This is a genomic window from Dendronalium phyllosphericum CENA369 (assembly GCF_016056275.1).
GTDB lineage: Bacteria > Cyanobacteriota > Cyanobacteriia > Cyanobacteriales > Nostocaceae > Dendronalium > Dendronalium phyllosphericum.
The window spans coordinates 15170-28725 of sequence record NZ_JAECZA010000017.1; the positions used below are offsets into that span (position 1 = coordinate 15170).

Genomic DNA, 13556 nt, shown 5'->3' on the forward strand with positions numbered 1-13556 from the left:
ATTTATCTTTGATATACCTTAAAGTCTTGCTAGCTATATTTCTTAATGAGAATAGTAGGAGAATTTTGTTACATAAATAACTATTTACAGGTAAAGTGCATAACTCCATATTTTGTCTATTTAAATACTCTACTGAATCATGCTGAAAAACATGATTTATATATGGCAATTCTATTTTAGTTGTGTCATATTCATTTTTATTGAAACAAGGAAACAAGGATAATTTACCAAATATCCTTTTTCACAAATAATTTAGAATTGTTATAGGGAATTAATGTTAATCGACGCACGTACACTACCTGCTGATGAAACTATTGAAACTGAAGTTTGTATCGTCGGTGCTGGGCCAGCAGGCATTACTTTGGCAAAAGAATTAGCTTTTGCAGATTTTCGAGTTTGTCTTTTAGAAAGTGGTGGACTGGATTTTGACAAAGATACTCAGTCACTTACTCAAGGTGAAAGCGTAGGAAATCTTTTCGGCACACTAGACGAACAACGTCGTTTTCAGTTTGGTGGTACAGCAAATGCCTGGAAAATTCGATTGGGTGACAATCAAATTGGTGTTAGGTATGTACCATTGGACAAGATAGATTTTGAGAAACGAGATTGGCTACCATATAGTGGCTGGCCTTTCGATAAATCTCACATCGATCCATTCTACGATCGCGCCCAAGCAATTTGTAAATTAGGAGCTTTTGCTTATGACGCTGAAGCTTGGGAAGATGCTGAAACTCCGCAGTTACCTTTGGCTAGTAATGTAACTACCAGCATGTTTCAGTTTGGCCCGCGTGCTGTCTTCACCCATGAGTACCGCGAACAAATCAATCAAGCTAGTAATATTACTACTTATCTCAACGCTAACTTAATTGAGATAGAAACAGATGAAACAGCCAAAACTGTAACCCGCTTGCGAGTAGGTTGTTTGTCAGGTAACAAATTTTGGGTATGTGCCAAGATTGTGATTTTAGCTGCTGGTGGCATTGAAACTGCACGTTTACTATTGCTATCCAATAAAGTGCAGACATTTGGTTTAGGCAATCAAAACGATTTAGTAGGTAGATTCTTTATGGATCATCCTCTAGTTAGCTGTGGTAGATTGATTCCTACTAATTCAGAACTTTTCAAACGTACAGCTTTATACGATCTGCGGCGAGTAAATAACGTGCCAGTAATGGGCAAGCTAACTCTCAACGAAGAACTCATGCGCCGCGAACAAATACTAAATAATAGTACATTGCTATTTCCCATACCAAAAACATATCAATTACAAGCTATTAATTCACTGAAAACATTGCTTTCGATGAAGCATAATACAGAAGCACGTAAAGATGTTTTCAAACACTTAGCAAATGTAATTATTGGTCTTGACTATATTTTGCCTGCTGCTTATGGCGCAGTTACCAAACAGCAACCTTTTATTCCTAGTTTGGCTTGGGGTGGTTGGTCGTATATTCGAGGTCATGAAAATCGATTTGCGGAATTTGAAGTTCTTCATCAAACCGAACAAGTACCTGACCCAGACAACCGAGTAACTTTGATTGCCGATCGCGATCGCCTCGGTCGTCAGCAAGTGAAGTTACACTGGCGTTGGAACGATATTGATATCCACAACATTAAGCGCACACAAGATTTTCTCCAAGCAGAAATCGCTCGTGCTGGTATAGGTCAATTACAAGTCGAACGAGATGGCAATCTACCAAAATTAATTCATCCCGGTACGCATCATCACATGGGAACGACGCGTATGCATGACGATCCCAAGCAGGGTGTTGTAGATCGAAATTGCCAAGTCCACGGCGTTTCTAATCTGTTCGTCGCCAGTAGCTCTGTTTTTCCTACAGGAGGCTATGCTAATCCCACACTGACTATTGTCGCTTTGGCAATTAGGCTAGCAGACCGTGTGAAAACAATCATGCGTAATTCGTAATTCGGGGAACTTACAATTAAAAATATTAATCAGTAAGGGACGTTACGCTTTTGACTCCTAAATATTGGCAAAATCTTCTAAAGGAGCGATCGCGTATTTTCCCTTCTCATCTCTATTAACTAGACCTAAAGCTAGTAAATCCCTGTCCATAAACAACTTGGTTGCTTTGCCTCCCGCATCAATCTTGGCGTTAATTAATTCCATAGCACAGCGAATGGTATCGTAAACCCGTTGGGGATGCATGGCAACTGTTATGGGTTGATATCTGCCTACTGACTCACATAATCGGTAGACTCCATGAACTGAGGACATGGGATAGCCATAATGCTTGGCAACTCGTGGTAAGAAATATCCGGCAGTTATTGGCTGTTCTCCTGAAGGACGCACGCAGGAATAGCTAGGATGAGCAGGTATATCAGCTGCCATACTACCAGGCATAAATCTCAAAATATTGAAATTCAGAAAATCTGGGTTGCACTCTTCCAATCCAAAGCGAATAACATTAATGTCGTCTTCAAAAGTTGTCGGCTCGTAGCTGATAATTGCGGTTTTACTTTCATTAAATTTTGCCTTTGTTAGTCCTAAAATAACAAAATAACTGCTAGGTAATCCAGCTCTATTCATGTCTATAAAAACTTGCTTTACTTTTGCGGGATAATCAAATGCTTGCTTAATTTGGCTTAGGACAGAGCCATTAAATTTATGATTTGCTAGTGCAACTTCTGGTAAAGTATGTTCTACTCCAAAAAACATATAAACACAGTTATGCTCCACTAGGTAGCACATTTGTTCGTAATCAATTTTATCAATTCTAGTATTGGAACCCCAAATGAATCCTTCTTCTTGGAGGATTTTTGCTTCCTGTCTTGCTACTTTTTCATGAACTGTAAAAGTATCCACATCTAAATAAACTGCTTCATAACCACACTGCTTGAGTTGTCTTAATTGTCTGCGAAAAGATTCTTCACTTAACCGAACTACGTGACTACTTTCACTGCTTTTGTTACAAAAACCGCATTTCCAAGGACATCCTCTTTGAGTAAATAATTGCGCTGTTTTTAATTGTCTGCTATCAGCAGATTTAAAGATATCCATGTCATGTACTTGTGGCACATGAATCAGACCAAAATTCTGGTCAATTTCATCAAAATTATTAACTCTCGGAGCAATAGAACGATGAAAAATGCTTTTTTTACTATTCTCTGGGGTGACACGGCAGAATTTGCCATCTTGATTAACGAAACACAATCCTGGCAAGTATTGCATTTGTTGATAAAAACTACCTTTGGCAACTGCATAAGCAATTTCTACTATTGATTCTTCGCCTTCGCCATCACAAAATGCTGTTACCCAAGGAGTGATTCTGGCAATATCTTCAACGCTTTTGGTAGCATATCCACCAACCAAAATCGGTACATTTTTTCTTCCTAGTTTTTCTAGCTCATCAAATATTTTTTTGCTATGTTCGTCAATTTCTGGCCATTGAGGAGTCATACAACCAGCAAAAATTACTAAATCGGCATTTCTAACTTCAAACAACACATTTTCAATAGTCAGGTCGGGACGTTCTAAATCTAGCTGTATTACTTGACTAAATCCAGCATTGAATAAACTAGAAGCGAGAACGGGTAAAGCTTTATTAGCACCATTAAAGCTTCTATGTTTGAGGATTTCACCGATTAGGACAATTTTTACTGAGTTAAGATTGAGGCGACTGTCTTTATCAGTTAGACAAGATAATGACACTATATATATACCTACCTTGATTTAGTTTTTATATAAATGAGACACCTATATGTTAGAATATGTGTTTCATTTACTATTAGATAAATTACTCTGAACGTGAGTAATTATTTATTCAGGTCAAATCAGAGTTTTCAGCTATTTTTGGATTAAAACAGCTAAAATGCATATTCCTGAAGGATGATAAAAGAGTGATATTTTTGTTTTGAATGTGCTTTTAAAAACCCACTTACTTTGAGGTGCTTTTTTAATCCAATCCATCCTACAATTAATTTGCAAATACCATCAGTTCTAGTTGTTTAAACAGATGGCATTTCTTCAACAGCACCCAACATTTTTAAAGAGGCTTTTTCAGCGTCTGTCACACCAGTAATGCCAGTAATTTCCATGCGTTCGTACAAACGATCGCTTAAAAGCGATCGCACTCGCCTACAGGTCTGGACATCCCACAATTGAACTTTTTCATCTTCGCTACCACTAGCTAGCAACTTCCCATTAGGACTAAAAGCAACAGAACGAATTGCGGCTGTGTGTCCTCGTTTGAGGGTGTCTAAACTTTTACCTGTGCTGACTTGCCATAGTTTAACGGTAGTATCAGCACTACCACTAGCTAAAGTTTGCCCATCAGGACTAAATGCTACTGAGTAGACTTGTTGAGTATGTCCTGTCAAGGTTTGATAGCATTCACCCGCATCGAGATTCCATAACTTAACAGTTTTATCTTCGCTAGCACTTGCCAAAATTTTTCCATCAGGATTGAATGCTACTGACCAAATCATGTCTTGATGGTCTGTCAAGGTTTGAATACATTCTCCAGTGGAAATATCCCAAAGTTTAATTAGACTGTCAGCACCACCACTTGCGAGGTGGCGACCATCAGGACTAAAAGCAACTGTCCACACCCAATGGCTATGTCCTTTAAATTTCTGAATACATTCACCTGTGGAGATGTCCCATATGCGAATAGTTCGATCTTCGCTACTGCTGACAAGGGTTTCGCCATCGGGACTAAAGGCCACTGTCCACACCCAATTATTGTGTCCTCTAAGGGTTTGGATGCATTTGCGATGATGAATGTCTTGAATGTCCCAAAGTTTGATGGTATTGTCAGCACTGCCACTAGCAAGTATTTGCTTATTTGGATGAAAGACTACAGAACGAATACGTCCTTGATGTTCTCTTAGAGAGTGGCATTCTGCTGTTTGTAAGTTCCATAACGCAATTGTGTAGTCATCACGACCGCTAGCAAGCATTTGGCTATTGGGACTAAATGCCACAGAATAGACATCACGAGTGTAACCTCGCAATATATTGAGACAATTGCCTTTGGCTACATCCCACAGCCTGGCTGTTTGATCGTCACTGCAACTAATTAGCGTGCGTCCGTCTGGGCTAAATGCGATCGCCCACACTTGGCTTTGATGTCCCTCTAAAGTTTTTAAACATTGACTACTGTGGATGTGCCATAGTTTGATTGTTCTGTCCTCGCCGCAACTTGCAAAGGTTTGTCCATCTGGACTAAAACGTACAGAATAAACTTGTTTGCTATGTCCCTCAAAAATCTGTTTGGATTTACCTGTAGTCACATCCCATAGTCTGACAGTTTTATCTCTGCTGCTACTAGCTAGTGTTTTGCCATCTGGACTAAAAGCCACTGAACGAACATCGCGGCTATGACCTTCAAGAGTTTTGAGACATTTTCCTTCGGAAATATCCCACAGTTTAATGTTGTTGTCGGCGCTGCCACTTGCCAATAACCAGGGCGCATTATCTGTAAGTATTGGATTGAAGGTAACTGACCAAACCCAGCCATGATGACCGATGAGTGTTTTCTGGCAAATACCTGTGGCAATATCCCAAAGTTTAATTGTTTGGTCTTCACCAGCGCTGGCCAAAAGACGACCATCTGGACTAAAAGCTACCGAGTAAACTTTATTGGTATGTCCTTTAAATGTTTGCAGACACTCGCCTGTCTCGACATTCCAAAGTTTAACTTTGTAGTCTGCACTACCACTAGCTAAGTATTTACTGTCTGGGCTGAAAGCGAAAGCCCAAACCCAGGCAGTATGACCTTTATATGTGCAAAGTTGTTTATTATCGGAAGTTTGCCATAGGCGAATTTCCCCATTTATTAAACCTGTAGCAAAGTATTTGCCATCAGGACTAAATCTCACTGAGACAATACTAGACATAGTTTCAGCGAATACAGAACCAGTTACGTCAGTATTGGCGAAGCTAGTATCCTGTAACTTGACATCTTTCAGATAAGCTTGCCAAATAGTTAGACCGGAAAAATCGCGTCCGCTCAAATCTATGTGAGAATCATCTGGAAATTTATTTATCTGAAGTTGGCGCAGTAGATTGACCAAGTTACCAGCAGCATAACCTTTTTTTGGTAGAGGCTCCTGTTGTAAATTATCTAATATGCGCCGGAGATAAGATTCAAGTTCTGTTTCTGTACCAAAAACATTGAGTAGTTTTTGTTTGACTGGTTCTAGAATTAGCCTTTCTTGTGTATGCCTGATGTAATCAAGCGATCGCGCCTTCATTAAAGGGTAAGTATTGATAAATTCCCAGTTTTTTTTTTGAATTATTTCCTGAACTGCTTGTTCGGTTAATTGTTCATTCACATACTCCATAACTACAGATTGCAGCCCAAACCTACTGGCATTTTCTTCTTTTTCAATCAGCGATCGCCGCAACAGTGACTCTACAGCTTCTAAAATTTTGATTGTGGTTTCTGTTGTCAGTAAATCCTCTTTGATTTCTGTTAGTGAAACATATTCGCGTCTAATTGCTAACAAGTATATCACTTGTTTTTCTAACTGAGACAAGCGATTAAATTGCTGGTCTAAAAGAGTGCGAATATCTCCATAAACAGCAGTCGATTCCTGAATTTGGGATAGAAATTCTCCAATATCGTTGCTAAACAAATCATAGATTGTGGTAGCAACTATCTTTAAAGCTAAGGGATTACCAGAGTATCTTTCTACTAATTCCTGCAACTGTTCGTCACTACAAGAAAATCCTTTATCAGACAAAATATCCCTAGCTTCTGCTAAATCCAAACTCGATAACTGCAATACCTTGACTGGTAATTTTTTTCCTTCCAGTGCAGCTACTTCTTTAGGTTTTTCTCGACTAGTCAAAAATAAACAACTGTTGTGAGCGGCTTCTGCAACTTTTTTAAACAAGTAGCCGTAATCTTCGTAGTCAGGTAAATATTCACCCGCCCATTCGCCGGTACGAAGTATTGATTCTACATTATCTAAAATTACTAAGCAACGGTTTTTTCTTAAAGCGTCAATCAATCGAAGTATTTTATTGTTATCGCTATCGCTATCTGTTGAATATGCTTCCGCATCATGGGGTAAAAATCGTAATAGTTGTGTGAGAATATCTCCTAATGGTGGATTGTTACGAAGCGATCGCCAAATTAGATAATCAAAATTTGGCTCTACTTTTTTGGCAACTTTGGCTGCGATCGCTGTCTTGCCAATTCCGCCCATACCCAAGACTGCTACTAATCTACAGTGATTGGGACTATTTTTCATCATCCATTGCTCTAATTCCCCAATTTGCTCTTTTCGACCCCGGAAACCTTCTACATCAACTGCTTCACCCCAGTCTTGACGCAGTGCAGTGCTATTCTCATCACTGGCTTGATACTGAGTAAATAGCTTTTGCTTCAGGTTATTCAGTTTTTTGTTGCCGCTACCCTCTATACCTAATTTGCGATAACTTTCTCCTAGTCGTTTTCTCACCGCTGGTTGAGAAATCTTTAACCTATTAGCGATTTCAATACCAGAAGAATCATTTAACGCCAAAAGTAAGGCATCTAACTCTGTTTGAGTAACACCATGTTTGGTTGCGACTTCTGTGATGAAATCTTCAGGAAGCTGAGGCATGTCGGCTACGTGCTTCATTTCATCTAAGCTCCACACAATATATTATTCAGTTATCAGTATGTGAGATAATTTTTTATAGCATGGCTGACTAATATGGAAAAGGGTATTTATCTCCATTTATCCATATTTCATAATAACTACACAATTATTTCAGTCACTATTAGCCAGACTATAATTTTTACTCTTGATTGCTAAATTGTTTAAACAAAAGGTTTTTGTATAAAAACTCACTTTTATTATAGCTTTTTATATATATGTGAGTTAAATTTGAGATAGAAGATAGAAAAGTTTACATCATATCTCTATTTTCAGATAAAACTTACTTGCCAAATTTATTCAAATGTGGTTATCTTATACGTATATAGATGTATGTGAGAAGACAGATAAGTTTAAAGCTCGACAACCTCACGGAGTAACTAATATGACCAGCTCCTCACGATTGCCGGAATTTATTGGGGGTTCAAATACTATCAAAATGCTGTTAAAGATAGAAGATCGGCCCCTAGGTGACTCACCTATAGTCAAACTACAAGACAAACAGAGGCTGAAACTTGTGCCAAAGCAGTTTGACACTATTGAGTTGCCTCCAGTTTTTTCTCACATGAGCTTTTTGTTGATTGAGACTTTATCAGGAACTCAACATGGTGAGTTTATTACCCGTAGTAAACAGAGTAAATACGAAACTCTAGTGGAACTGAGCAGTCATATTAGTCACCGTTATCGTTTGAGTCAACAGGAAGTAGAAGAGATCCAAAAAATATACGACCAAATTTTGGAAACGTGGATAGTGTGGAGGCAAACCCGCAACAAGACCTAATTTACTTGCCTTACAGCTAGTTTCAGGATCGTAAGACCAGAAGACTAGCAGCTAAGTAGGGCGATATATAAAACTAAATAGCTGTACCTTCAAAAACATTTGGCTTTTGATAAATGAGAAGTTTACAAGCCGGTAGTGTGATTCAACACGACCGGCTTTTTAGTTAGGCGTATTTTTACTGGAGGAAATTCTATGAACAACAAGCAGGATAAAAATCCCCGTTCTTTACTCTCTACTTCTGACTCACCACTCTCTTCGCCCAAAAGGACAAAATCTATGAAAAACAATCGAAATCTACTTTTAGTTTTGACTGGAAGAGGACTCAAGTATTTTCTGTTAACTCTGCTGGGTTTTGCGATCGCTTTGATTGTGTTTCATGTTTTCCAGGCTACTTCAATAATCCAAGTACTGCTATCTGCAACTGTGTTGATATGGTTTGTGAGAATTGCAGTCTCTTTGTTCTGTATGTTTGCGATCGCCATGATTCTAGAGTCTTGGGGTTAATTTCTCACCCACCAACGATCGCCAGCAAGGTTTTTATTCTAGGTTCATAGCAAAGTTCAATACCTTAGCCAGAGGTTCCACAATAGGAAATCACATCATGCCAAACAAAAACAGCAACGGCTTCAACCAAGAAACACTGTCGCCAATTTTAATCATCTTAGTGGCAGGGTCGATATCTTTAGCGATCGTCAACAAAGACAATCATCCTGCATATTTTGACATAGTGAAAATAGCTATGGCCTACAGCTTTGGCTCCATCAGATCCCAAAGGAACATCACCCACTCCTCCAACCAAGATGATGTAGACCGAGACGAGTTGAAATAGCAGACATGGGGACTAATAGTTCGCTAAAGCAAATTTTTGCTTTCTGTAAGGTGGGCCAAAAGCCCACCGATTATTATTCCTCATTTTTTGCTACCAGATGTAATTTGTGAGTCATATCCGACTAAATGGTTTGATAAACAGATGTAGAAAAACTTTCATACTCATTTAATATCTACAAATTTCCAAGTATAATTATGTAAAACTAAGTAATATTTTTTACTCATTCTCGCTTTGGCTATTCCCTGACTATGGATACACTTGCCTACCTTCATTTAGCCGAAACTTATGAGGCTACTGCTAATTCAGAACTACAAACTATTGCTGATTATGGTTTATTTTTCCAAGAACTAGAGTCGGCAAAGGAGCGTAGTGGAGCGTTGATGCTTTTGGCCTCTTTTGCAGTTGGTTTGGGTTCTTTTAGTTGGTCTAACCCAGCTCTTGCTCTAAAAAAGGGCAACAAAAGTTCGCAAGTAATAGCCCTCCAGCAAAAGCTACAAGCAGCTGGATACTTCAAAGAATCTGTCACAGGATATTTTGGCCCTGTAACGGAAGCAGCTGTGATTAAATTTCAAAAAGCCAATGGGCTAATCGCTGATGGAATCGTTGGTTCTCAAACTTTATCAGTGCTGGAATCTGATTCGAGAACACCTATACCCTCATTCTCCCAAGACACTACCCCGTCTTCTTCAGTTACTGATGAGCAACCAAAATTAGCTGTCTCTCCTCCACTTATGCGAAGGGGTATCAACAATTCTCAAGTCATGTCTCTTCAACAAAAACTGCATACAGCAGGATATTTTAAGGAACCCATCACAGGATATTTTGATGCTGCAACAGAAGCGGCTGTCATCAGATTTCAAAAAGCTAATAAGTTAGTTGTTGATGGTATTGCTGGCCCCAAAACACTATCAGCATTAGAATCTAGTCCAGAAATACTGATATCTTCAATTTCTCAAACTACTCCTTCCCATCCTGTAGTTGCTGAAATCTCTAAACCATCAGAAAACCAGGACAAAAAAGACGATATCCAGAAAATTTTTCCCAGTCCTCAAAGCCAGATGAAGCTCACAAAAACTATTTCTGGCAAGATTTCGCCTAAATCAGTAGTGTATTCGGGTAATGGTTTATTCTTTGCCCAAAACATGATGTATAACCATACGATAACTGTATACAACCGAAATTATGAGTTAGTCAAAGTCATTCCTGATGAAGTAAATTTATCCCAATATGGTTATTCAAACTTCAAAGGTAATTACAAAGGCGCACCTGTCGAAGCCAGTTTTTCCCATAATGGTAAGTATGCTTGGGTTTCTAACTACAATATGTATGGCCCTGGCTTTAATAGACCTGGTAGCGATAAATGCAGTCCAGATCAAAAGACTGACAGAAGTTTTTTGTATCGAATTAATACTGAAACTCTAGATATTGATGATGTCATTCAAGTTGGATCTGTACCAAAATTTGTTGCAACTTCAGCAGATGAACGTTTTGTACTAGTTAGTAATTGGTGTTCCTGGGACTTGAGTGTTGTAGATACTAAAAATAATCAAGAAATTAAACGGATTAAATTAGGGCCATATCCCAGGGGAATTGTCGTAAATGCTGCTTCCGAAAAAGCCTATGTTGCTGTAATGGGTTCTTATGAAATCGCGGAAATAAATCTCAGAAATTTTTCAGTTCGATGGCTCAAAAATATTGGTAGTTCGCCACGTCATTTAAACATAGATCCCGCTGGTAATTATCTCTACGCTTCATTAAATGGTGAAGGAAAAATTGCCAAGATTAGTTTGCCAAGTGGTAAATTAATTAATAAAGTCTCCACAGGCAACGCTCCGCGTAGCATGGTTTTATCAGATAACGGTCAACAGCTTTACGTTGTTAACTACGGCGACAACACAGTAAGTAAAGTTCGTACCAGTGACATGAAAGTAATCCAAAAAGTTAATGTTGATGCCAATCCAATTGGGATTACTTACGATCCAGAAACTAGGGAAGTTTGGGTAGCTTGCTATTCTGGTAATATCATGGTGTTCCAAGATTAAATTGAAAGTTCATTAGTAATGTAGGCTTTTGCTGTTTGTCCATTTGATTTATAGCAAAGTAGAGACGTGATTATACTCTTACGAGAAGCCCTCCGGATTCGAGAGTGACGCTCCTTCTCCCCTTGGGAGAAGACTCGCTAACGCTGCGCTAACGGCAGTTCCTCTACTTGGGGAGACCCCAAGACCGGACTGCCTCACCGCCAAGATTGCGACTCTCTCACCCTCTTACGAGCGTCTACGCGTCTGGACAAAAGTAAGTTGCTGTAAGGCTTTGAGCAATCGCAATTGTCCTAACGGGTATGACTACGGCTATACTAAAATTTTCTAAAAACCGACTGTTATCTGTTCGCTAATTCAACGCAATTCAGATGATGGCGTTCAGCAATTCCATATCATAGATGATGAACTATAAATATTATTAGTCAAAATAAGATATTTCGCTTTTTCAAGCTGATAATCTAGAAAATATGAAGAAAAATAACTTTTTCATATATATTTACATTATAAAAAATCAAATAAGATAATTTAAAATTTATCTAACACATTGTTATTTTAAACAAAAATCAGGAATTCCACGGTTATAAATTAGTATAAGTTTGCTTAATAATATGATAGTAATGAATGCGTTTTAATATTGAAGTATAGCAATCTTATTTGAGAAATAAAAAATTAGTGAGTAGAGTAGTTTGAGAGTAAATTCTGTATGAAATGGCTCCTCTACTAGTAATATTTTTAATATCTCCTCACTGCTGTTGAGTTTCTCAAAGTTGGCTTAAGAAAGCTATATGCTCACACATATAAAATAAACGGGCTGCTATTATAATTAGCTTCCCAATTAGATTTGCGAACGTTGGGATGCTTGCAAATGACTATATAGCTAGTGTGGGTTTTGAAAGGGCTGACTTACTTCTTAATTCAGGGAACAAAGTATGACCCACCCGGAACTGATGGTATCAAATAATATACTTAATGAATTTAAAACCTGTACTCAATTGCAATATAACGGTCAATTAAATATTAAAAGTTCAAAGGGAAAACAATGGACTTTTTACTATCGTCTGGGACGAATTGTTTGGGCAAGTGGGGGAACTCATCCTTTCAGACGTTGGCGGCGTTATATGGCTCAATATTGCCCCCAAATTGATGTGGATAAAATGCAGTTACGCCAGCAAGACATATCAATTAGTTACTGGGATTATCGGCTTTGGGAAATTTTGTATAAAAAACAAAAAATTCAAAGAGAAAAAATTAATGCTATTGTAGAAAGCACGATCGCAGAGCTTTTGTTTGACTTAGCTCAACAAACAAATTTTGTAGCTGCTAGTTGCGATCGCAATCAAGAAGTTATCTTAGAAACACCAATGAGCTTCACAAGTGCAGATGTGTCTATGAAGCATATGCAAGACTCGTGGAATACTTGGTCAGAAGCTGGCTTGGCAAATTTTGCTCCTGACTTAGCACCAGTCTTACGGAAACCAGAACAACTCCAGCAGTTGGTAAGTCCATCTGTTTACAAAAACTTTGTAACTTTGATTAACGGCAAATATACACTGCGAGATTTGGCTGCAAAAATGAAGCAGAGTGTTTTGCCTCTCAGCCGTTCCTTACTTCCTTGTATTCTCAAAGGCATTATTGAACTAGTGGAAGTGCCTGATTTGCCTTTGTCAGTTACGAATGTAAAAAACAATATCTCTACACAAGCAAAAAAATCGACTGCTCCACTAGTAGCTTGTGTAGATGATAGCGCTCAAGTCTGTAAAATACTAGAGGAAATTGTCACCTCAAATGGACTAAGGTTTATCAAGATTCAAGATGCCGTACAAGCCCTACCAACCATCATTCAAGATAAGCCAGATTTAATTTTCTTAGATTTAATCATGCCAGTCGCCAGTGGTTACGAAATCTGCACTCAGTTGCGACGAATTTCTGCTTTTGCCAACACACCCGTGATCATCTTAACAGGTAACGACGGTCTTTTAGATAGAGTCCGTGCTAAGGTAGTGGGTTCTACAGATTTTATCACTAAACCTGTAGCAGCGGATAAAGTAATGAGTGTAGTACGTAAGTATTTACCTACACAGGTTCCTACTCAAGTTAAAAGCAAACCTCAATCTTCTTTAGAAGTTTGTCGGTAACAGAAAAATAATCTCAGACTTGAGGTTTTAGATGAAATATCTGAAATCAAAAATTTAAGTAGCAATAGATAAGAAAGTTTAAAACATAGTTTTACTTCAGGCTCTAATTGCATAGTTGTTTGTGTTGTGCGGGATTATTCATCAATCAGTGATGA

The 13556-nt window shown here is 38.4% G+C and carries 8 protein-coding genes; 6 read left to right on the top strand and 2 right to left on the bottom strand.

The genetic code is table 11. The annotated features are described in order from the left end of the window. The first annotated feature begins 274 nt into the window (after positions 1 to 274). The gene (locus I8752_RS06820) at positions 275 to 1927 is read left to right on the top strand and encodes a GMC oxidoreductase (protein ID WP_214431552.1); all 1653 of its coding nucleotides are present in this window, start codon (positions 275 to 277) and stop codon (positions 1925 to 1927) included. Between the two features lie 57 nt (positions 1928 to 1984). On the opposite strand, the gene I8752_RS38345 is transcribed toward I8752_RS06820, so the two are convergent. Beyond that, entirely contained in the window at positions 1985 to 3673 is a 1689-nt protein-coding gene (locus tag I8752_RS38345) for a B12-binding domain-containing radical SAM protein (protein WP_214431553.1), read from the bottom strand. Between the two features lie 296 nt (positions 3674 to 3969). Then, a complete protein-coding gene (locus I8752_RS06830) occupies positions 3970 to 7596 on the bottom strand; it encodes a WD40 domain-containing protein (protein WP_214431554.1) in 3627 nt (1208 codons plus the stop codon). 403 nt (positions 7597 to 7999) lie between these two features. Between I8752_RS06830 and I8752_RS06835 the strand changes: the two genes are divergently transcribed. The 5 genes from I8752_RS06835 to I8752_RS06855 all read left to right on the top strand — a co-directional run bounded on the left by I8752_RS06835 (position 8000) and on the right by I8752_RS06855 (position 13401). Continuing rightward, on the top strand, positions 8000 to 8395 hold the full coding sequence (locus I8752_RS06835) for a hypothetical protein (RefSeq protein ID WP_214431555.1): 396 nt from the start codon (positions 8000 to 8002) through the stop codon (positions 8393 to 8395). A gap of 192 nt (positions 8396 to 8587) precedes the next feature. Beyond that, on the top strand, positions 8588 to 8899 hold the full coding sequence (locus I8752_RS06840; RefSeq protein WP_225895488.1) for a hypothetical protein: 312 nt from the start codon (positions 8588 to 8590) through the stop codon (positions 8897 to 8899). A 97-nt stretch (positions 8900 to 8996) separates the two neighbouring features. Then, positions 8997 to 9224, top strand: a complete 228-nt coding sequence (locus I8752_RS06845) for a hypothetical protein (RefSeq protein WP_214431556.1) — start codon at positions 8997 to 8999, stop codon at positions 9222 to 9224. A 248-nt stretch (positions 9225 to 9472) separates the two neighbouring features. Then, the gene (locus tag I8752_RS06850; protein ID WP_214431557.1) at positions 9473 to 11266 is read left to right on the top strand and encodes a peptidoglycan-binding protein; all 1794 of its coding nucleotides are present in this window, start codon (positions 9473 to 9475) and stop codon (positions 11264 to 11266) included. A 929-nt stretch (positions 11267 to 12195) separates the two neighbouring features. Then, complete coding sequence (locus I8752_RS06855; protein ID WP_214431558.1) at positions 12196 to 13401, top strand: response regulator; 1206 nt, start codon at positions 12196 to 12198, stop codon at positions 13399 to 13401. Positions 13402 to 13556 lie beyond the last annotated feature (155 nt).

Bases quoted from the DNA above. Each gene is read 5' to 3' on its own strand.
- I8752_RS06850 (WP_214431557.1), top strand. From the start codon at position 9,473: ATGGATACACTTGCCTACCTTCATTTAGCCGAAACTTATGAGGCTACT.
- I8752_RS06855 (WP_214431558.1), top strand. From the start codon at position 12,196: ATGACCCACCCGGAACTGATGGTATCAAATAATATACTTAATGAATTT.
- I8752_RS06840 (WP_225895488.1), top strand. From the start codon at position 8,588: ATGAACAACAAGCAGGATAAAAATCCCCGTTCTTTACTCTCTACTTCT.
- I8752_RS06835 (WP_214431555.1), top strand. From the start codon at position 8,000: ATGACCAGCTCCTCACGATTGCCGGAATTTATTGGGGGTTCAAATACT.
- I8752_RS06845 (WP_214431556.1), top strand. From the start codon at position 8,997: ATGCCAAACAAAAACAGCAACGGCTTCAACCAAGAAACACTGTCGCCA.
- I8752_RS06830 (WP_214431554.1), bottom strand. From the start codon at position 7,596: ATGAAGCACGTAGCCGACATGCCTCAGCTTCCTGAAGATTTCATCACA.
- I8752_RS06820 (WP_214431552.1), top strand. From the start codon at position 275: ATGTTAATCGACGCACGTACACTACCTGCTGATGAAACTATTGAAACT.